Here is a 20277-nt window from a genome sequence, read left to right as displayed (position 1 = left end):
CGGGGCGCTGCCCCGGTCCCCGCCCAAGGGATGATCCCTTCGGGGATCATCCCTTGGGAATCGCGTTATTCCTTTGGTTCGCTAGTCCGGAAAAGCTGGCCGGCGACGTCGTTGACCGTAGGTGGGCTGACGCGGACGAAGGGTAGAGGCCGGCAGACGGCCACCGCCGCGAGGCCGAAACGCGCGGTCATCAGGCCGTTGAGCACGCCCTCACCGAGCTTGGCCGAGACGCGGGCGGCGAGCCCGAGGCCGAGCACCTGGTGCAGCATGCCCTCTCCCACCGCCATGCCGCCGGTGACGGTGAGATGGGCGAAGGCGGCGCGGGCGAGCCGAAGGAATCCGAGCAGGCCCGGCCGCCCACCGTAGATCGCCGCGATCCGGCGCAGCAGCCGGGCGGCGGAGAACACCACGAAGGCGACATCGACGATGGCCCGTGGGCTGAGCGCCGTGACCGCCGAGACCTGGCTCGCAGCCTGGGCGATGGCCGCCTTGGCCTGCCGGTCGAGGGGCGAGAGCAACTCGCCCTCGGCCAAAGCCAGCCGGTCATCCACGTCGAGGATCGCGTCGCCCACCGCATCGAGCCGGCGGATGGCGCCTGCCAGCGCCGGCCGGTCGGCGTAGAAGCCGCGCAGCTCCTGCACCACGCCCTGCGCCGCGGTGTGGTCGCGGGTCGTAAGGGCGGCCAATGCGCGCTCGCGCAACGCCTCGATCTTGCGCTCGCGCCAGACCCCGAGCGCCTCGCGGGCGACGATCGCCGTGAGCGCGATCACGGCGACGGCGAGAAGGGCGAGCGCGACCCCGCCGAGCCAGGGCGCGGTGGCGAACAGGTCGGCGATCAGCCGTTCCAGCGAGAGCCCGACGGCGATGGTGACGAGGCCGCCGAGTGCGCTGAACAGGATCGACAGCCACGGCGCCCGCCGCTTGGGCGCCACCGGCACGGCAACGCCGTCGGCGGCGTCCAAGATCTCGTAGGGCTCGTCGACGAGGCGCACTTCGGGCCGCGGCGGGGCTTCGGCGGTCGCGGCCTCCGGCGGAGGCGGGTCTGCGGTGGGGATGCGGAAGGCGCGCGGGCGCTGCGGGTTGGTCACGTCAGCTTGTCCCCGATCAGGAACTGCATGGCCCGGTCGAGCCGGATTTGCGGCAGGTGGCCCGCTCGGCCGAGCGCGTCGGGCTTCACCGGCGGCGGGCGGAAGCGAGGGAAGCGGAACGAGCCCGCCGGAACCGCGCCGTCGAGCACCGCCTGCGGGTCGGCGGGCAACTCGCCGGGAAACACCGCGGCCTCCGACAGCCCGTCGAAGATCTCGTCGCCGACATGCTCGCCCGCCTCCGGCGTGCCGGAGACCGCGCGGAGCACTTCGCCGCCGTCATGGACTGTGGTCTCGCGGGTGGCGCGGACGGAGGCGAGCGCCACGGTGCCGACCCGCGCGCCCGCAGCCTCGGTGCGGCGCATCGCCCGCGAAACGAGGAGGCGCAGCAGCGCGTCGAGCCGGTCGTGGCTCGATTGGTGGAGATGGTCGGCCTTGGTCGCGGCGAACATGATCCGCTCGGCCCGCGGCGCGAAGAAGCGCGAGAGCAGGCTGTTGCGCCCGATCCGGAAGGCGAGCAGCACCGCGTCCAGCGCCTCCTCCAGTTCAGCGAGGGCTGCCGGACCGGAATCGACCGCCGAGAGCACATCGACCAGCACGATCTGCCGATCGACGCGCTGGAAATGCTCGCGGAAGAACGGCTCCACCACCTTGCTCTTGTAGGCCTCGAAGCGCCGCTCCATCAGGGCGCCGAGGCTGCCGGGCACCTGGGTTTCCGCCAGACGGTCGAGGGGCGCGAAGGTCAGCATCGGCGAGCCGGCCAGATCGCCCGGCATTAGGAAGCGCCCCGGCGGCGTGGTGGCGACCGATTCCGCCCCCGCGCGCAGCGCCCCGAGATAGGCCTTGAAGGCGTTGGCGGCGCGCTCGGCCAGCACCTCGTCGAGGGGGGCCGCGGGGTCGAGCTCCTGCATCAGCGCGAGCCAGGGCGCGGCGATCTCGGCCCGCCCCGTCCGGCGGGTGCCGGCGATGGTCGCGCGCGACCACGCCACGTAGCTCTGATCGACCAAAGCGAGGTCGAGCAGCCATTCGCCGGGATAGTCCACCACGTCGAGCATCAGCGTGCCCGGGCCCGAGCGCCAGCCGCCCGCGCGCTCGTACTCGATCTCCAGGCGGAGCTGGCTGATCCGGTCAGTCGAACCCGGCCAGCGCCGGGCTTCGGTGAGCGCGGAAAAGTTCTCCTCGAAGGGGAAGCGCGGCACGTCGTCGTCGGGTTGCGGCACGAGCCGTGCCCGGCGCAGCCGGCCCGCCTGCGCCGGCTCGAAGGCCGGCAGGGCGTGGCCCTCCACGAGATGGTGGATCAGCGCGGTGGTGAACACCGTCTTGCCGGAGCGGGCGAGACCGGTGACGCCGAGCCTCAGCGTCGGCTGGATCAGGAGATCGCTGGAGGCTTCGGCGAAGGCCTTGATCGCGGAGCCCGCTTGCGCGGCGTAGTCGAAGAGGGGCGGCAAGGCAGGCTCTGGCGGCAGGCTTCGGCGGGGAAGCGGGACGGGCTGTCAGGTGGCGCGGGAAGGCTGCGATCTCAAGACGCGGAAAGGCCTCGGAGGCATCTCACGCCGCCCTGAGGGCCCTGATCGTTCCGAGCGTATCCGTCCGCAGCGTCGCGAGGCGGCGGATCAGGGCGGGAAGCGCGCCGCCGTCCCGGCAGGCGTCCTCGATCTCCCGGCACAGCCCGGACAGGGCGAGGAAGCCGAGGGCGCCCGCCGCGGCGACCATGGCATGGGCGTCGTAGGCGAGTTGCTCACGGTCGAAATCGGTCCGGCTCGGCTCGGCCCCCTCCGGGAGGAAGCGCAGCTCGAGGTCGAGTTCGAGCAGGGACAGCAGCGACAGCACGCGCTCGCGGCCCATCGTGGCCTGCACGGCGGCAAAGGCGGCGCGGTCGAGCAACGGCTCGCTGTCGCCGTGCCCGCGATCCACGAAATCGTGCGGCCCGGTTTCGGGGCGACGCCCGAGGATGTCTCCGGGCGGAGGCGCCGGGGATGCCGCCTCCCGCGCCCGCTCGGCGCCGACGACCCGCCAGTGCTCGATCACCGCGCAGAGCTGGGCGCGCTTGAACGGCTTGCCGACATGGTCGTCCATGCCCGCCGCGATGAACTCCTGCACCTGCCCGTCGAGGACGTTGGCGGTCATCGCCACGATCGGCAGGCGGGCGGCGGGCCCCGTCATGGCGCGGATGCGGCGGGTCGCGGTGAGGCCGTCCATGCCCGGCATCTGCACGTCCATCAGCACGACGGCGTAAGGGTCGGTGCCGGCCTCCTCCGGGCCATAGGTGGCCTCGACGGCCGCGATCGCCGCGTTCCCGTCACCCGCCACATCGACGCGGTAGCCCTGCACCTCCAGCACGGCGCGGGCCAGCGTCTGGTTGATCGGCACGTCCTCCACGAGCAGGAGCCGGGCCGGCCGCGCCGCCTCTGGGCGATGTGGGCTGATCGCCGGTTGCGCGGCGGGCGGCTTGGTGGCGCGCGGCAGGGCCAGGGTGAACCAGAAGGTCGAGCCGGCCCCCTCCCGGCTCTCGACGCCGATCGCGCCCCCCATCATGGTGACGAGGCGATGGCAGATCGCGAGCCCCAGGCCCGACCCGCCGAAGCGCCGGCTGATCGAGCCGTCGACCTGGCTGAAGGGCTTGAACAGCCGGTGCCGCTGCGAGGGCGCGATGCCGATGCCGGTGTCGCTGATCTCGAAGCGCAAAGCCTCCGCAGTGCCGCCGTCGGCGCCCGGGACGGAGCCCTCGTAGCGGGCGGTGAGGACGACGGAGCCGGCCGGCGTGAACTTGACCGCGTTGTTGAGCAGGTTGAACAGCACCTGCCGCAGGCGGTTCGCGTCGCCGACCACGCTCGCGGGCAGATCCGGATCGATCCGCGCCTCGACGGTCAGCGCGCTCTTCAGGGCGGTGCCGCGCATGATCGCGACCGTGTCCTCGATCAGCTTGCCCAGGGCGAAGGGAAGCGGGTCGAGTTCGAGTTGGCCGGCCTCGATCTTGGAGACGTCGAGAACGTCGTTGACGACGGTGAGCAGGGACTCGCCCGAGACGCGGATCAGCTCCAGGCGGCGCTGATCCTCCGGATCGTGGTCCCTGCGGTCGAGGAGCAGGTCGGCATAGCCGAGGATCCCGTTCAGCGGCGTGCGGATCTCGTGGCTCATGGCCGCGAGGAACTCGCTCTTGGCCGCACTCGCCCGCTCGGCCTCGACCGTGGCGGCGCGGGCTTCGGCGGTGGCGGCGCGCAGGGCCGCCTCGGCCGCCTTGCGCTCGGTGATGTCGAGATGCAGCCCGAGCATCCGGTAGGGGCGGCCGTCGCTCTCGTAGAGCGTGCGGCCGGAGGTGTAGAGCCAGCGCTGGCCCACCCGGTATTCCGCGATGAAGCGGGACCGGGAATCGACGGCGTGGTGGATCCGGTTCCACGCCTCGACGACGTCGTCGGGGTGGATGGTCGCGGTCCATTCCGTCGGCGACAGGGCGCGCGGTTCACCGGTCTCGGGCAAACCGTAGAGGCGCACGCTCTCCGGCGACAGCACCGTGATGCCGGTGCGCAGGTTCCAGTCGAAGGTGCCGGCCTCCGCGCCCTCCAGGGCGATGCCGAGCAGGCGGCTCGTATCCTCCACGGCCAGCCGCGCGGAGACGATCTCGTCGATGTCGAGCGCGGTGCCGATCCACTCGGTGATCCCGGCCGGGTCGCCCGCGTTGCGGATCGGGGTAATCGACATCTTGTGCCAGCGGTAGGAGCCGTCCCGCGCCTGCAGGCGCCACTGGCCGTCATAGCCCTGGCCGCTGGCCTGAGCCGCCTGCCACGCCGCCTCCATGGCGGGCGCGTCGTCGGGATGGTTGCGGGCGAGCCGCTGCACCCGCGCGGCGCCGATCGGGCCGTAGTAATCCTCGAAGCGCGTGTTGACGTAGGTCGCCTCGCCGCTGTCCGGATCGACGGTCCAGACGAGCAGCGGCAGGGCGTCGGCGAGGCTGCGGTAGCGCATCTCGCTGCGGCGCATCTCCGCCCGGATCTGCACCCGGTCGGTCACGTCCATGAGGATGCCGAACAATCCGATCGTCCGGCCCGCCTCGTCGGTCTTGCAGGTGCCGCGCACCATCACGTCGCGGATCGTTTTGTCGGGCCGCACGAACCGCGTCTCGACCTCGAAATCCTGCCCGCCCGCGATCGCCGCGGCGATGATGGCCTCGACGCGCCCGCGATCCGCGGGATGGCACAACTGGGCGAGGCCGGGATGTCGGGTCGTCGGCGCCGCGGCATCGAGGCCGGCGATGCGCAGGAGACTCTCGGAGTAGATCGGTTGGCCGCTGGCGAAGTTGAGGCGCCAATGCCCGACCTGGGCGATCTGCTCGGCCATGGTGAGGAGGGAGTTGGCGCTTGCCCGCCGCTCGATCTCCACGCCCTGGGCGCGGATCGTGCTCTCATGGATCTGCCGCAGCGCCCGCTCGCTGGCGAAGGCAAGGTTGTCGCGCCGCAGCCGCATCTGCGCCGTCACGATCTCGGCGAGGTCGCGCAGGGCTGCCGCGTCCTCCGAGGTGAAGTCGCGTGGCTGCGAATCGGCGAGGCAGAGGGAGCCGAGCCGCACGCCCGGCCGCAGGATCAGCGGTGCGCCGGCGTAAAACACGATGTGAGGCGGGCCGGTCACGATCTCGAGACCGGAAAAGCGCGGGTCGCGGCGGGCATCGGGAACGACGAGCATCGCATCCTGCGCGATCGTCCGATCGCAGAAGGAGCCTGCGCGCGATGTCTGCGTCGGCATGATGCCGACGCAGGCCTTCAGCCATTGCCGCTCGGCATCGACCAGGGAGATGTAGGCGATCGCGACCCCGAACAGGCGCTGCGCCGTCCGGCACACGGCGTCGAACTGCGCCTCGGGATCGCTATCCAGAATGCGCAGCGCGTGCAGGGCCGCGAGGCGCTCGGCCTCGCTCGCCGCTCCCGTGGTCACGGCCTCACCTTCGTTCCGGACACCTCGCCCCGGCCTCCGATCCTCTTCTCGCGCGCTCCGCCTGCCCCGCTCGGCGCTGCAACGCTCGGATGTCCTCCGATGCGCCGCGGGAGGGGGTGGGTCAAGGGCGCGGGTGCCGCGCGCAGGCGAGCTACCTCCAGTGCCCAGACCATCCCCAGCATCATGTAGACGTGGCGCCACTTCTCCACGTCGATCTGCATCGCCTGGAGGAAGAACATCAGCAGCGCCGGGAACACGATCTGCGCGTAGGCCCGGTAGGGCGAGGGACGCAGCATCAGCCGGAAGCCGACGAAGGAGGTCGCCGCCACGAGGGCAATGAAGGCGGCGCCGGCGAGCCAGCCGCCATTGGCGAAGCTGCCGATGTAGGAGTTATGCGGCTCCAGATTGAAGATCTGGCGCCAGCGCAGGGGGCCGAGGCCGAGCGGCTCCTCCAGCAGCATCCCCATGCCGCGGATCTGGTTGCCGAAGCGGCCGGTCTCGCCCTCGTCGTAGTCCTGCGTGACCGCGGCGCGGGTCTGGAAGGTCTGGGCGACGCTGTCGATCGAGAGCAGCCCCGCGAGCGCGACCGCGCCGAAGCCGATGGTGACGAGACCGAGCGTCACGATCCGCCGCCGCAGGGCCCGCGAGCGGCTCGTCGTGTAGAGCGCCACGACCATGACGGCGACCGCCACCACCGTCCCGCCCCAGGAGCCGCGGGAGAAGGACAGGAAGATGCCCGCCATCACGACGACGAGGCTGAGCAGCGACAGGATCGGCCACCGGGTCGCGCCGGAGAGGAGGCGGTGGATCAGGTAGAGGGCGCCGAGCGTCAGGAACGAGCCGAACACGTTCGGGTCCTGGAAGGTGCCCGAGGCGCGGCCGTACTTGTAGAACAGATCCTCGATGCCGAGCAGTTGCAGGTAGCCGACGATGCCGAGACCCGCCGAGAGCACGCAGCTCGCGGTATAGGCCTTGAGCGCGACCTCGATGCGCGCCTGCGTGTCGTCGGCGTAGAGCATCGCGAAGAAGATGCAGGTGGCCGCGAGGTAGAAGAGCTGCACGGTCCAGGTCACGGACAGCGGCTCGTTGAGATAGGGCAGCAGCGCGATCCCCATCGCCGTGAGGTAGGCGAGGAGCAGGAGCACGAGGGGCAGCGCCCCCCGGTGCAAGCGGATGCCGAGCGCCAGCCACAGCACGATCGTCGGAATCGCCACGAGGTCGTAGGGCGAGGCGTCCGAGAAGGCGAAGCAGGCAAAGAAGATGAACGCCGCGTGGAGGCCGCTCGCCAGGCCCTGGACCGCGCGGAGGGCGGGGACACGGCCCCAAGCGCCTGCGGCCCAGGGTGACGCGCCTGCGGCCCAGGGTGACGCGCCTGCGGCCCAGGGTGACGAGCCCGCAGCCCATGGCGACGCGGCGGCCGTCGCACCTGTCGGCGCGGCTGTCATGGAAGACATCGGCGAACTCGAACTCTCGCGGGGCACCGCGCACGCCACCCGCCCGAGCCCCGCGACGCGGCACCCGGCGGGATTGCGGACCCCTCAACCGGGCTGATCGAACCACCGAAAGGTTGCGTTTTAACCAACAGCTCCGGATGCGCAGCTCGCTGCCCTCCTTTCGAGGTGCGGAACGTGACGGCCGGCAAACCTGAGATCGTCGTTCCATGCGTGCAGGGCGTCAGCCGCCGCTGCCTGCGAGCGATGCCCGGGACGGGGGCACAGCGTATTTGGAATGACAAGTCCGAGACGGTGCACTCGATCATCGCGGACACATCGCGACGGCTGATGTGCCCACGCTATCTGTTGGAATAATAGTTCTACTCGAAAAGGAATGGTCTAGCGGTAATTTTCATCCGGATCGGATCGATCTCGACTTTAACGGGACGGCGCCGAAAAATCAGACGCGAAGTTGTTCCGTCTCACCGCGTGCGCCACGGCACGTCACTGCGGACAATCACTCCCCATATTCAATTTACCGAAGAACAGGAAGGTCTGGATCGCCAGACTATCCCGAGACCGATTGTTGGAGAGATTAATGAACACTCGTATCGCCGCTGCCGTCGCCGCCATCGTCCTGGGTGTCGCCCCGGCTACGTCGGCTCTGGCCTTCAGCCAAAGCCATGCCCGCCCGATCCCGATGACGTCCGGCTGGACCGGCTCCCTCGGCGTCCATGATGGCCCGTCCTACGCGGCCTGCCCGATGAACTCGGCCGCGGAAGGCAACGCCAACCAGCAGAACTTCCCGGTCAAGCAGTACGGCCAGACCGCGGGCGGCAACCGCTGCTGAGTTCCCGGCCCGATCCGGCCGGATCGCGCATGGTCACTCAGGCCTTATTTCTACGCGCTCCCTCTCGCCGCACCGGCATCGGCGATGAGCGTTCCGATTGGATACGAATGGAGGATTTCGACAGATGCGGATGATGCAGGCGTTTTCTTACGGGATGATCGGTGCGCTCGCGCTCGGCCTCGCGACCACCGTGATCGGTTCCGCGAACGTGTTGCTCAACCTTTGACGCCGAACGCTTCCCCCTGATCGAATCGATCCGGCCGGCAGGCCGGCTCGGAGATCGGTAAGAAGAAAGGGCCGCCCGCGAGGGTGGCCCTTTTTCGTGCGCGTTTTCTGATCGGCGGCGCGCCACCCTGGAGCGCATTCCGACGAAGTGGCCGCCGGTTCGTCGGAATCCGCGTCAAAACAGGGACCGAGAGCCGCCGGCCTGATGCCGTCAGGTCGGATACGGCTCTAGACCTTGCAGGCGAAAAAGCCTTCGCGGATCGCTTCCGGATCGAGGTTGCGGCCGATGAAGACGACGCGGGAGACGCGCGGCTCGTCGACGCCCCAATCCCCCTGGACGTCGCCGTCAAGGATCATGTGAACGCCCTGGAAGACGAAGCGCTTGGGCTCGTCGGGAAAGGCGACGATGCCCTTGCAGCGCAGGATGTCCGGCCCCTGAACCTGGGTCAGGTTCGAGATCCAAGGCATGAACTTCTCCGGATCGACCGGGCCGTCGATCTTGGCCGAGACCGACTGCATCTGCTCGTCGTGGTGATGGTGGTGGCCCTCCTCCAGGAAGTCGGGCTCCACGTCGAGAATGCGCGCGAGGTCGAAGGCGTTGCGGTCGAGCACCTGATCGAGCGGGATCGCGCAGCGCTCGGTGCGATGGATCTTGGCCCAGGGGTTGATCGCGCGGATCTGGCCCTCGACCCGGTCGAGGTCTGCCCCTGAGACGAGGTCGGACTTGTTGAGCAGAATCACGTCGGCAAAGGCGATCTGGTTCTTGGCCTCGGGCGCGTCGGCGAGCCGGTCGGTCAGCCACTTGGCGTCGGCCACCGTCACCACCGCGTCGAGCCGGGCGGCCTCGCCGACATCCTGATCCACGAAGAAGGTCTGGGCCACGGGGGCCGGGTCGGCGAGCCCGGTGGTCTCGACGATGATCGCATCGAACTTGCCGCGGCGCTTCACCAGCCCGTCCATGATGCGGATCAGGTCGCCGCGCACGGTGCAGCAGACGCAGCCGTTGTTCATCTCGAACACTTCCTCGTCGGCGCCGACCACCAGGTCGTTGTCGATGCCGATCTCGCCGAACTCGTTGACGATCACGGCGTAGCGCTTGCCGTGCTGTTCGGTGAGGATGCGGTTGAGCAGCGTCGTCTTGCCGGCGCCGAGATAGCCGGTGAGCACGGTCACCGGGATCTTTTGCGAGGCGGCGAGGGGGGAAGCATCGGACATGGAAGGCCTGGGTCGATTGCGCGGTGACGGAACGTCAGGCTGTTATATTGTATCAACGGGGTCGGATGGAAGATCGCCGGCCTGCGCCTGAAGCGCTTCGACGGCGATGCGCAGGCGCGGCAACTCATCGACGACCACGTTCCAGAGAATCCGCTCGGACAAGCCGTGATACTCGTGCCGCAGGATGTTCCCGATGGCGCGCACCTGATGCCAGGGAATCTCGGGCCTCAGTGCCTTGACGGAATCCGGCAAGGCGCGGCTCGCCTCCGAGATGATCTCGATGCCTCGCTCGACGCCGTGCTTCAGCAGCCAGTTCCGGCAAAAGGCGTCGAAGTCCTGTCCTGCCGTCGCTTGAGCGATTCCGTCGAGGGCAGCCAGCATGTCGTCCAGAGCGTGGCGGTAGTCACGCCGAGCCATCAGAACACGCGAAGCGCCGAGGCTTCGATCCGGTCACGTAACCGAGGGTGCAGCCCGTCGCGGGTTGTGACGTCGATCGCGGTCCCGAGCCGGTCTTCCAGCAGCAGCTTGATGCCGACGAGGTCGAAGGCGTTGAAGCGGCTCGCGGGATCATAATCGATGAAGAGGTCGAGGTCGCTGTCGGCGCGCGCCTCGCCCCGAGCCGTGGAGCCGAACAGGTAGAGCGATGTGGCGCCCATGGTGCGCACCGCGTCGGCACTGTCGCGAAGGCGGGTAATGGCCTCCATCCTGTCCATCGGGCGCTCCCTCCGGCGCGAGTCTATCAGGACTTGTTCACCGGCCGCAGCCCCTCGCTGAGGGCCGCCAGCGTCCGCCCGAACCCCTCCGGCCCGGCAAGGAACCGCTCCAGCAGCAGCGAACCCTCCAGCGTCGCCACGATCATCCGGGCATGGGCCTGCGGGTCGAGGCCGGCGCGGACGCTGCCGGAGATCTGCCCCTCCTCGATCACGCCGGCGAGCCATGCGATGTGCTTTTCGAAGAAGGCGGTGATGGCGCGGCGCAGGGCCTCGGGCAGCGTCTCCAGCTCGACGGCGAGCGCCGCGCAGAGGCAGCCGAGCCCGCGCTCGACCCCGCCGAGATAGAGCCGGCCATAGGCTTCGATCCGGGCGACCCCGTCGGCGGTCTGGCCGGAGATGTCGTCGAGCGCCGCGTCGTAGCGCGCGTCGTAGGCCTCGATCAGCGCCTGGGCGAGCGCTTCCTTGGTGCGGAAATGGTGGTGGATGCTCGCCTTGCGGATGCCGACCGCCTCGGCGAGATCGGCGTAGCTGAAGCCGGAATAGCCTCGGCCGCGCACCAGAATCTCGGCCTCGCTGAGGAGCGATGCGCGCGTGTCTCTCATCATCCGTCCGTTCGTATCGGGCCGATCACGTGCTCGCGACGGCTCCGCCCGTTCGCGATGGTGGCACTTGACGGCACAAAAATCTACCTACTAGATGGTTTGCACTATATCGATAAATTCACCGGGAGGAAGCGGCCGATGGCGGCACGGATGTGCCCAGGTGACGAGTCCGGCGGAGGCGGGCGTTGAGCGCCCCCGTCACACGCCGCGCGGCTCTGTTCGGCGGGTTCTGCCTGTGCTGCCTGCCGCGGGCGGGCTTTGCCGTCGATGCCATGACGATGGAGGAGGTCGCACCCGGCACCTTCATCCGGCGCGGGCCCGATGCCGAGGCGACGCCGGAGAACGCCGACGGTATCGCCAATATCGGCTTCATCATCGGGCGGGACGGGGTGCTCGTCACCGAATCCGGCGGCAGTCTCGCCGACGGGCAGTGGCTGCGCCGGGAGATCGCCCGGCGCACCGACAAGCCGGTCCGCTACGTGATGCTCACCCACGTGCATCCCGATCATGTCTTCGGCGCTGCGGCCTTCCGCGGCGACAACCCGACCTTCGTCGGACATGCCGGCCTGCGCGGCGCCCTCGATGCGCGGGGCGCGTTCTACCGCCAGCGGCTCGCCGAGATCCTCGGGGAGGAGAAGGCGGGAGAGGTGGTCTACCCGACGATGGAGGTGAAGGAGGGCGCCGAGATCGATCTCGGCGACCGCACCCTCCGGCTCACCGCCCACGGCAACGCGCATACGGGTTGCGACCTGTCGATGCTCGACACCGGCAGCGGGCTGCTGTTCCCGGCCGACCTGCTCTTCGTCGGCCGCATCCCCTCGCTCGACGGCAGCCTGCTCGGCTGGTTCAAGGAGATCGAGCGGCTGAAGGCGGTGGGCGCCACCGACGCCGTGCCGGGCCACGGCCCGACCCGGGTGGCGTTCGCGCCGGCGATGGCCGACCTCGCGCGTTATCTCTCGGCACTGCGCGACGAAACCCGCAAGGCGGTGGCCACAAGCGTGCCGATCGAGACCGCGGTTCGGACCGTTGCGCTGGGGGAGAAAGACCATTGGGCGCTGTTCGACACCTATAACGGCCGCAACGTCACCCAGGCTTACCAAGAACTCGAGTGGGAATAAGTTCGCCCCTGTCTCGGGGGCTTCCGGGAAGGAAACGCGCCATGAAACGCCTGATGCTTGCCCTCAGCCTGACGCTCTCCGCAGCGGCGCTCGCGCCCGCTCCGGTGCTGGCTGGCGCCACCGACACCGACGAGGAGCGCGCGGCCCGCTGGACCGAGATCAAGACGTCGATCTTCGGTGACCGGAAAGTCGAGGCCAGCGAGAGCGCCGTGACCATCGACGCGCCCGCCCGCGCCCTCGACGCCGCCCTGGTGCCGATCGGCCTGACGCTCGCCGACAAGGACAGCGTGAAGGGCCTCTACTTCATCATCGACGACAACCCGTCGCCCTACGCGGCGCACTTCACCTTCGGCCCGGCCGCCGACCCGGGCGAGATCAAGATGCGGGTGCGGGTGAACAACTACACCAACGTCCACGCGGTGGTGGAGACCAAGGACGGGCGGCTCCTCGAATCGGCCAAGTTCGTCAAAGCCTCCGGCGGCTGCTCGGCGCCGATGGGCATGAGCGACGAGGAGGCGATGAAGGGCATGGGCGAGATGCGCATGAAGTTCGTCGGCGACGTCCAGCCCGGCAAGCCGGCCGAGGCGACGCTGATGGTGCGCCACCCGAACTTCTCGGGGATGCAGATGAACCAGCTCACCCGCGACTACACCCCGGCCCGCTACATCCAGAAGCTCGATGTGACCTACGGCGACAAACTCGTGTTCAGCCTCGACGGCGACATCTCCATCGCCTCGAATCCGGTCATCAACTTCGCCTTCAAGCCCGAGGGGCAGGGTGCGCTCAAGGTCACGGCCGCGGACAACCAAGAGGGGCGCTGGGCGCAGTCCTTCCCCGTTCCGTCCGCGAGCAACTGACGCCGATGGGGAGAAGCATGCGGGTGATCGCGAGACATGCGGCGTTCGCCGCCCTCGGCCTGATGCTGGGCGCGGCCGGTCCGGCCGACTCGCCGGTCAACGTGCCGGAGCCGGAGGGGCTCTATACCGGGCCGCCGAAGGGCTATACTCCGGCGACGCTCAAGGGGGCGACGGTCATCGACCTGAAAGGGCTCGAAAAGCTGCTCCCGGAGGGGCCGGTCCTCATCGACGTGGTGCTGGCCGACCGCCGGCCCGAGGGCCTGCCGGCCGACCGGCCCTGGCTGCCGACGCACCGCTCGCTCCCCGGCGCGGTCTGGATGCCGGGCGCGGGCGGCGCACCGCTGGCGCCGGAGAAGGAGGAGGCCTTCCTGCGGCGGGTCGCCGAACTGACCGGCGGCGACCGGACCAAGCCCGTCGTGACCTTCTGCCGGCCGGAATGCTGGGGGAGCTGGAACGCCGGCAAGCGGCTGGTCGCAGCCGGCTACAGCCGCGTCCACTGGTTCCCCCCCGGCGTCGAGGGTTGGCAGGACGATCACGACACCGCCGTCGCCAAGCCCGATCCGGCCTGGACGCACGCGGACAGCGCGCGCGCGCCCCAGCGCTGAGCATGTGAGCGAAATGGCGTGAGGACACCGATGACGAACCGCCGGCACGTTCTCGTCCTCGCGGCGGCCCTCCTGGCCGGCGGTCGGCCCGGCGCCGGACATGCCGCCGATTCCACCGCCTACGACCAGAGCGCCTTCGAGGCGGCGCAGGCGGCGGGGCGGCCGATCCTCGTACAGATCTCGGCGCCGTGGTGCCCAATCTGCCGCGCGCAGAAGCCGATCCTGGCCGCGCTCTCCGCCGACCCACGCTTCAAGTCTCTTGCCGTTTTCACGATCGACTTCGACGCTCAGCGCGACCTCGTGCGCCGGTTCGGGGCGCAGATGCAGAGCACGCTCATCGTCTACAAGGGCGGCACCGAGGTTGCCCGCTGGGTCGGCGAGACCCAGCCCGAATGGATCGAACAGCTCCTCGAAAAAGCCCTCTGACACGTTTTCGCCATGATTCGGCCAAGTGCTCTCAAGAGTCTAAATTTCCAGCAATCTCAATCGCCTCGATCTTCAGGCTATACCATTGACACCGGCCGAGATGTGGCGGAAAAATGGCAAGCCCGGAGGCGGCCTGAAGTCTAGGGAGGAAACGCCCGAAAAGGGCGAGCAGGGCGACCGAAGCGCATTTCACGTTGATGTCCGGCCGCCGCTTTCGGCGGCCGTCGCGTGACGGCGCCGGAACGCCGCAGGAGAAGGCAGGCCCCTCCGGGCGATCCTTCTCGTCGTGACACTTCGCATCCGATCCACCGGAACCGACCCAATGACCTCCTGCGGGGCGGCGCGAACGGGCTTATAGAGGCGTTCCGCACGCCGCGCCCGATCCGACGGGCGCCCCCGGGAACGCCAGACTCCGGATCACGAGCCATGTCGCAGGTCGTTCAAACGCGTCGTCTCCAGGCGGTCGATCTGATCAAGCGCAAGGCCGAGGGGCGCAAGATCATTTCGCTCACCGCCTATCACGCCCACACCGCGGGCATCGTCGATGCCTATTGCGACTTCGTACTGGTGGGTGATTCCCTCGGCATGGTCATGCACGGCATGGAATCGACCCTGCCGGTGACCCTGGAGATGATGATCCTCCAGGCCCAGGCCGTGATGCGCGGCACCTCCCGCGCCCTGGTCGTGGTCGACATGCCGTTCGGCTCCTACGAGGCGAGCCGCGAACAGGCCTTCCTCAACGCCGCCCGCGTCCTCAAGGAGACGGGGGCCGGAGCGATCAAGCTGGAGGGCGGGGCGCGCTTTGCCGAAACGGTCGCGTTCCTGACCGAGCGGGGGGTGCCGGTGATGGGCCATATCGGCCTGACCCCCCAATCGGTGAACACGATGGGCGGCTTCAAGGTGCAGGGGCACGGGGCCGGCGACGAGGACCGCCTGCGGGCCGATGCCCGCGCGATCAGCGATGCGGGCGCCTTCGCCATCGTGCTGGAGGGCATCGTCGAGCCGGTGGCGCGGGCCATCGCCACCGACCCCGCGATCCGCGCGGCGACCATCGGCATCGGCGCCACCGCCGCCTGCGACGGGCAGATCCTCGTGCTCGAAGACATGCTGGGCTTGAGCGATCGGGTGCCGCGCTTCGTCAAGAGCTACGGCTCGCTGCGCGCCCATATCGAGGAGGCCGTGCGCGCCTATGCCGACGAGGTGCAGGCGGGCCGCTTCCCGGCCGAGGGGCACACCTACCCGCCGCGGTGAGTGGGTCGTACGGTCCGTGGCTTGACGAAACGCCCCCCATCGGGCATTGACCGCGCCGGAATTCGGCCGGGGCTTCCCGGCCTTTTGCGTTTCGCCCGCGCTGGCGCCGCCACCAGCGAATCGCCCCTCGACCCGCTTTAGGAGCGCCACGCCATGGCCAAGGCCGTTACCGTCAAGATCCGCCTCGTCTCGACCGCCGACACGGGCTACTTCTACGTCACGAAGAAGAACTCCCGCACGCAGACCGAGAAGATGGTCATGAAGAAGTATGACCCGGTCGCGCGCAAGCACGTCGAGTTCAAGGAAGCCAAGATCAAGTAAGGCGGTCGCGCCGAACGCCCGGACGCCGACCGCCTTCGGGCCGCGTCGGCGCAACCGGGGGCGAGACACGAATCGTCTGCTTCTCCGCGAAGCGACGCGGCAGAGCCGCTCCGGCATCGGAGCGGCTTTTTCGCATTCCGGCGCCGCCTCAGTCCGGCCTCGCCGCATCCTCATGGATTGCTGACGAAACGGGGCGGCGCGGCGTAACGCTCGCGCAAGCGATCGCGTCTAGGGTCGGCGCATGAACGCCTTGCCCAGCTGCCTCGCTCCGGCCGGTATCGGCCTCACCATCGCCTCGGCCGCCACCGTCCTGGAACGGTCCGGCTACGCGCATTCAGCCGAGATCACCGTGGGGGCCGCCCTGGTGGCGACCGCGCTCGTGGTGCTGATGCGCGCAGCCCCGACGTGGTTCCGGGTGAGCTGACGTTTTCGCCAGTACGCTTTCGCCAGGACGTTTTCGCCGGGACGCTGCCAGTCGTGGGACTCAGGCGCGGTCGAGCCGGGCCGTCAGCATCCGCACCTTGAGGCGGGGCGAGAACGGCAGGCCCGCAAGCACCCGCTCCCGGCGCACCACATCGCCCGCCCGCAATCCGCGCGCGCCGACGACGCCCTCCCCTCGCGCGGCGATCCGAGCCGGTAGCGCACTGTGCGCCCGCCGCATCCGGCCGAGCGCCATGTCCGGCCGCGCCGTGCCGACGAAGCGGTCGAGGCTGCGGATCCAGCCCTCCGCCGGGATGTCGCCGGGCTCCAGGCACAGCAACCACTCGCGCCGCGCCACCCGCGCGCCCGCGCCCCAGGGGTTGGCGCCGGGCGGGCGCACCACCAGGGTCGCGCCGCTCCCCTCGGCCACCGTCTCCAGCGCCGAACAGGCCTGAGCCGTCACGATCACCGCATCGCCCACGAGCCCGGCCGCCACGCCCGCGACGAGTGCGCTCAGCGTGTCGGCGAGGCACTCGATCGCGGCGGGGTCGGCGGATCGCGCCACATGGATGAGGCCGGAGATCATGCGGGGGCGAATACCCGATTTTCCGCCCTCGCAAAGCACTCCTTGCGCTGTTCCGGCCTGCGACGGCCCCGGAGGACGGACAAAGCCCGCACCTGCACGAAACTTGTGCATCCCCGCTTTCCATGTTCGCGCTATGTTCTTAAGACGAACGCGAGCGTGGCAGACGGTGGGGCTCGGGGTGGGGAACGGACAGACGCCGCTTCGGGGTAAACCGGGCGGCTTCTCACATGACGGCTCCCGGGTCGCGCCGGAGGCGCGGCGCGGTCGCGGGGCGACCGCCAACCCGGAGGGGCGCTTCGAGGCGACCCGGCACGAGACCTTCGACGATGGCTGGCCGGAAGAGGCGGAGCGTGTCCGGCGCACGGAGGTGACGCCGGAACGCGCCCGCCACATCATCACCCGCAACGCCTCGCCGGACATCTCGTTCGACCGGTCGATCAATCCGTATCGCGGCTGTGAGCACGGCTGCGTCTACTGCTTCGCCCGGCCGAACCACGGCTATGTCGGGCTCTCGCCGGGGCTCGATTTCGAGACGCGGCTGTTTTCCAAACCCGATGCGGCCGCCCTGCTGGAGCGCGAGCTGTCGGCGCCGGGCTACCAACCGCGGACCATCGCGCTCGGCACCGCGACCGACCCCTACCAGCCGATCGAGCGCACGCACGGCATCACCCGCGCCGTGCTGGAGGTGCTGGCCCGCTTCCGCCATCCCGTCGGCATCGTCACGAAGTCGAACCTGATCCTGCGCGACCGCGATCTCCTCGCCGCGATGGCGGCGCAGAACCTCGTGAAGGTGGCGATCTCCGTGACCACCCTCGACCCGGATCTCTCCCGCCGCATGGAGCCGCGCGCGCCGCATCCGCGCAAGCGCCTGGAGGCGATCCGCGCTTTGAGCGAGGCGGGCGTACCAGTGATGGCGATCGCCGCGCCCATCATCCCCTCGCTCAACGATCACGAGATTGAAGCGATTCTCGAAGCGGCCCGGACGGCGGGGGCGCGAGAGGCCAACTACGTTCTGCTGCGCCTGCCGCACGAACTCGACGAGTTGGTCGGCGACTGGTTCTCGGAGCATTATCCGGGGCGCAAGGCGCACGTCTTCTCCCTGCTGGGCGGGGCGCGCGGCGGCAAAACCTACGATGCCGCCTTCGGCACCCGCATGATCGGCCAGGGCCCCTATGCCGACCTGATCCGCCGCCGCTTCGCCCTGGCCAAGCGCCGCCTCGGCTATCCGGACGAGCCCGTGCGCCAGACGACGGAGCTGTTCCGCCGGCCGGAGAGAGCGGGGGATCAGCTCGCTTTGTTCTGAAACGCGACTCCGGCCCAACGGCGCGGGCTTTTCGGGGGAACGAAGCGAGCGTGACGGCCCGGCTATGGCCGTCCCAACGCGCCGCTGCGCCGGGGTCATCCGGGCGTTTGCGGTGCGGTTCGCCCACCGCTCGCGGAGGATGCGCGGGGCGATCGATTGAAGGGATGGATTCGCGATCCGGCAAACGAAAAGAAGCGGCGGCCCCGAAGGTCCGCCGCTTCCCGATGTTCGTATCTGGCTGGTTCGTACCAGGCTGGGCTGCGATGGGCCGCCTTAGCGGGCGCCGGGAAGGCGCTGGGCGTGGGCGTAGTGCTGCTGGAGCACCGGCAGGGCCTGCTGGGCGTAGTTGCGCAGGGCCGGGTTCGGGCCGGACTGGGCGTAGGACTGCGCCATGCTGATCGACATCTGGTGCGCCATCACCTGCTGCTGACCGTAGACACGGTCGAAGCGGGCGCCGGGCGGGGTGGCGTTCAGCTCGGCCAGCATCTGCTGCTGCTGCGGGTTCGGCGGCACGACGGTGGTGCCCGCGGTGCTGTCGACATCGAAGGCCTGCGCGCCGGCGGCGGCGCCGCGGCTCAGACCGGTGCCGGCACCCTCGAGCGCGCCGACCGGGCCGCCCTGCAGGGTGCCACCGACCACGCCGGTCGCGACGCCGGTGGCCGCACCGACCGCACCGCCGGCGATGGCGAGCGGAGCCTCGACCAAGCCGCCGACGAGACCGCCGGGGCCGGCCTGACGGGCGGCCATGTAGTTGCGCTCGCCGCCGGCCAGGGCGACGTTGGCGGCCTGATGGTCACGAAGCGCCTCACGGGCATAGGCCCGCACTGACGGGTTGCGGCTCTTCTGAAGCGCGATCTGGGCGGACTGGATCTCGAAGGCATTTGCCTGCATGGCGTCCAGGCGGAAATCGCCTCCGACCTGGGCGAAGGCGGGGGTCGCCATGGCGACGACGAGTGCGGACGCAGCAGCGTATTTCTTCAGCATACCAAACCTCAAATATCGGATTTTCGACATACAAACTGGCCTCAGAAACCGGATGAAACGGTCAAGGCCGTGAAGATCACTTCGACGCGACAACGACGACCTTCCACGGCGGTTCCCGAAATTTGAATAAGCTTTTTCATCCCGACCCCATCCGGGGAAAACTGGTCCTCGTGCAGGGACTACGGGCGCTGGCCGCGCTGATGGTGGTCGTTCACCACGCCCAGAACGAGGCTGCGGCCCTGGCCGGGCGGACGGGAACTGACTTTGTCGCGCGCCACGGGCTGCCCTGGCCGGGGGGCGTCGACATCTTCTTCGTCATCTCCGGCTTCATCATCGTCCACGCGGCGGCACCGCTCTACGGGCGCCCCGGAGCGCGGAGCCGCTTTGCCGCTCACCGCATCGCCCGCCTCGTCCCGCTCTATTGGCTGGTGACCGGGCTCTACCTTGCCGTCGGTCTCGCAGCGCCGGCCCTGCTCAGCGGCGAGGGCGGCGCGCCCGACGTCGCCCGCACCCTCGCCTCGTTCCTGTTCTGGCCGATGGCCCGGCCCGACGGGGCGGTGCTGCCGCTCTACGGCCTGGGCTGGACCCTGAACTACGAGATGGCCTTCTACGCCCTCTTCGCCCTCGGCCTCGGCTTCCCGCGGCGCGGGGCGGTGGCGTGGCTGGCCGGCGCCCTGGTGCTCCTCGTTCTCGTCGGGCGGCTGATGCCCACGCCACCGGTCCCCCTCGCCTTCTGGTCCGATCCGATCGTCCTCGAATTCGCGCTCGGCGCCGGGCTCGCGCTCCTGCGGGCCGAGGGGGTGCGCCTGGGTTCGCCGGTTCGGATCGCGCTCGCCGCGGCGGGACTGTTCGGGCTCGCCGCCAATGCAAGCCTGTCCGCCGAGCCGGTCGCCCGCTTGCTCGGCTGGGGCCTGCCCGCCGCGTTCCTCGTGGCGGCGGCGGTCCTCGGCCGGGACCGGCCCGAGGCCGTACGCGGCGGGATCGGCGCCTGGTTTCTCGGCGCGGCCGAGCGGCTGGGCGATGCCTCCTATGCCCTCTACCTGATCCACCCGTTCGTGCTGCGGGCGGTCCGCGAGGGGCTGCTGCGCACCGGCCTCGCGCCCCTGCTCGGACCCTGGCCGAGCCTCGTCGTGATGGTCGCGCTGACCCTGCCGGCCGCGCTTCTTGTCCACCGGTTGGTGGAGCGGCCCCTGACCCGCCTCGTCCGCCGCGGGCTCGACCCCGCACCCGCTGTCGAGGTGTCGAAAAGCGCCGTGACGCCCGAGAGATGAGGCGGGGATGACAGCGGGATGACGACGTCATGGGCGGTTTTCCCGAACCCCGTTTCGCACTAGCCTCCGGCCGTCACGTCCCTCTC

Annotated in this window: 20 protein-coding genes; 10 read left to right on the top strand and 10 right to left on the bottom strand. The window is 69.7% G+C overall.

What is annotated here, in order from left to right:
• Positions 1-65: 65 nt before the first annotated feature.
• The 4 genes from OVA30_RS05425 to OVA30_RS05410 all read right to left on the bottom strand — a co-directional run bounded on the left by OVA30_RS05425 (position 66) and on the right by OVA30_RS05410 (position 7465).
• Positions 66-1088, bottom strand: a complete 1023-nt coding sequence (locus OVA30_RS05425; RefSeq protein WP_268174837.1) for a YcjF family protein — start codon at positions 1086-1088, stop codon at positions 66-68.
• Positions 1085-2533: a YcjX family protein gene (locus OVA30_RS05420; RefSeq protein ID WP_056111347.1), complete on the bottom strand. Its 1449-nt coding sequence runs from the start codon at positions 2531-2533 to the stop codon at positions 1085-1087. Before OVA30_RS05420 ends, OVA30_RS05425 begins: the two co-directional genes overlap by 4 nt.
• A gap of 100 nt (positions 2534-2633) precedes the next feature.
• Positions 2634-6011 (bottom strand): PAS domain-containing protein, encoded by a 3378-nt coding sequence (locus OVA30_RS05415; RefSeq protein WP_268174836.1) that lies wholly within the window; start codon positions 6009-6011, stop codon positions 2634-2636.
• Positions 6008-7465 carry an O-antigen ligase family protein gene (locus tag OVA30_RS05410; RefSeq protein WP_268174835.1) on the bottom strand — a complete coding sequence of 486 codons (1458 nt, stop codon included), beginning with the start codon at positions 7463-7465 and terminating at the stop codon, positions 6008-6010. Before OVA30_RS05410 ends, OVA30_RS05415 begins: the two co-directional genes overlap by 4 nt.
• Positions 7466-8042: 577 nt before the next feature.
• Here OVA30_RS05410 and OVA30_RS05405 point away from each other — a divergent pair.
• The gene (locus OVA30_RS05405) at positions 8043-8294 is read left to right on the top strand and encodes a hypothetical protein (RefSeq protein ID WP_268174834.1); all 252 of its coding nucleotides are present in this window, start codon (positions 8043-8045) and stop codon (positions 8292-8294) included.
• 453 nt (positions 8295-8747) lie between these two features.
• On the opposite strand, the gene OVA30_RS05400 is transcribed toward OVA30_RS05405, so the two are convergent.
• The 4 genes from OVA30_RS05400 to OVA30_RS05385 are packed head-to-tail and all read right to left on the bottom strand — an operon-like array spanning position 8748 to position 11049.
• On the bottom strand, positions 8748-9734 hold the full coding sequence (locus OVA30_RS05400; RefSeq protein WP_268174833.1) for a CobW family GTP-binding protein: 987 nt from the start codon (positions 9732-9734) through the stop codon (positions 8748-8750).
• A gap of 42 nt (positions 9735-9776) precedes the next feature.
• Positions 9777-10151 (bottom strand): HepT-like ribonuclease domain-containing protein, encoded by a 375-nt coding sequence (locus tag OVA30_RS05395; RefSeq protein WP_253388887.1) that lies wholly within the window; start codon positions 10149-10151, stop codon positions 9777-9779.
• On the bottom strand, positions 10151-10447 hold the full coding sequence (locus OVA30_RS05390) for a nucleotidyltransferase family protein (RefSeq protein WP_003602564.1): 297 nt from the start codon (positions 10445-10447) through the stop codon (positions 10151-10153). The genes OVA30_RS05395 and OVA30_RS05390 overlap by 1 nt, the downstream gene beginning before the upstream one ends.
• A 26-nt stretch (positions 10448-10473) precedes the next feature.
• Entirely contained in the window at positions 10474-11049 is a 576-nt protein-coding gene (locus OVA30_RS05385; RefSeq protein ID WP_003602565.1) for a TetR/AcrR family transcriptional regulator, read from the bottom strand.
• Between the two features lie 185 nt (positions 11050-11234).
• On the opposite strand from OVA30_RS05385, the gene OVA30_RS05380 reads away from it, so the two are divergent.
• The 7 genes from OVA30_RS05380 to OVA30_RS05350 all read left to right on the top strand — a co-directional run bounded on the left by OVA30_RS05380 (position 11235) and on the right by OVA30_RS05350 (position 16051).
• Complete coding sequence (locus tag OVA30_RS05380) at positions 11235-12167, top strand: quinoprotein relay system zinc metallohydrolase 2 (protein WP_268174832.1); 933 nt, start codon at positions 11235-11237, stop codon at positions 12165-12167.
• Positions 12168-12208: 41 nt separating this feature from the next.
• Positions 12209-13024 carry a quinoprotein dehydrogenase-associated SoxYZ-like carrier gene (locus OVA30_RS05375; protein WP_012253347.1) on the top strand — a complete coding sequence of 272 codons (816 nt, stop codon included), beginning with the start codon at positions 12209-12211 and terminating at the stop codon, positions 13022-13024.
• A 17-nt stretch (positions 13025-13041) separates the two neighbouring features.
• Positions 13042-13629, top strand: coding sequence for a rhodanese-like domain-containing protein (locus OVA30_RS05370; protein ID WP_268174831.1), 588 nt, complete (start codon positions 13042-13044; stop codon positions 13627-13629).
• Positions 13630-13659: 30 nt separating this feature from the next.
• Positions 13660-14055 carry a thioredoxin family protein gene (locus OVA30_RS05365; protein WP_268174830.1) on the top strand — a complete coding sequence of 132 codons (396 nt, stop codon included), beginning with the start codon at positions 13660-13662 and terminating at the stop codon, positions 14053-14055.
• Between the two features lie 426 nt (positions 14056-14481).
• Positions 14482-15306 (top strand): 3-methyl-2-oxobutanoate hydroxymethyltransferase, encoded by an 825-nt coding sequence (panB, locus tag OVA30_RS05360; RefSeq protein WP_003602574.1) that lies wholly within the window; start codon positions 14482-14484, stop codon positions 15304-15306.
• A gap of 153 nt (positions 15307-15459) precedes the next feature.
• On the top strand, positions 15460-15627 hold the full coding sequence (gene rpmG, locus OVA30_RS05355; RefSeq protein WP_003602581.1) for a 50S ribosomal protein L33: 168 nt from the start codon (positions 15460-15462) through the stop codon (positions 15625-15627).
• Between the two features lie 241 nt (positions 15628-15868).
• Complete coding sequence (locus OVA30_RS05350; RefSeq protein WP_056464766.1) at positions 15869-16051, top strand: hypothetical protein; 183 nt, start codon at positions 15869-15871, stop codon at positions 16049-16051.
• 60 nt (positions 16052-16111) lie between these two features.
• Here OVA30_RS05350 and OVA30_RS05345 read toward each other — a convergent pair whose 3' ends face one another.
• Positions 16112-16633 carry a hypothetical protein gene (locus OVA30_RS05345; protein ID WP_268174829.1) on the bottom strand — a complete coding sequence of 174 codons (522 nt, stop codon included), beginning with the start codon at positions 16631-16633 and terminating at the stop codon, positions 16112-16114.
• 166 nt (positions 16634-16799) lie between these two features.
• Between OVA30_RS05345 and OVA30_RS05340 the strand changes: the two genes are divergently transcribed.
• Entirely contained in the window at positions 16800-17936 is a 1137-nt protein-coding gene (locus OVA30_RS05340; protein ID WP_268174828.1) for a PA0069 family radical SAM protein, read from the top strand.
• A gap of 273 nt (positions 17937-18209) precedes the next feature.
• Here the strand turns inward: OVA30_RS05340 and OVA30_RS05335 are convergent, their stop codons facing one another.
• Positions 18210-18920, bottom strand: a complete 711-nt coding sequence (locus OVA30_RS05335) for a DUF4142 domain-containing protein (RefSeq protein WP_012253342.1) — start codon at positions 18918-18920, stop codon at positions 18210-18212.
• A gap of 170 nt (positions 18921-19090) precedes the next feature.
• On the opposite strand from OVA30_RS05335, the gene OVA30_RS05330 reads away from it, so the two are divergent.
• A complete protein-coding gene (locus tag OVA30_RS05330) occupies positions 19091-20191 on the top strand; it encodes an acyltransferase family protein (RefSeq protein WP_268174826.1) in 1101 nt (366 codons plus the stop codon).
• Positions 20192-20277 lie beyond the last annotated feature (86 nt).

Origin of the sequence: Methylorubrum sp. SL192, assembly GCF_026672325.1 — a bacterium.
Lineage (GTDB): Bacteria > Pseudomonadota > Alphaproteobacteria > Rhizobiales > Beijerinckiaceae > Methylobacterium > Methylobacterium extorquens.
The sequence above is the reverse complement of the archived record's forward strand: the minus strand, read 5'-3'. Positions and strand labels throughout refer to the sequence as shown.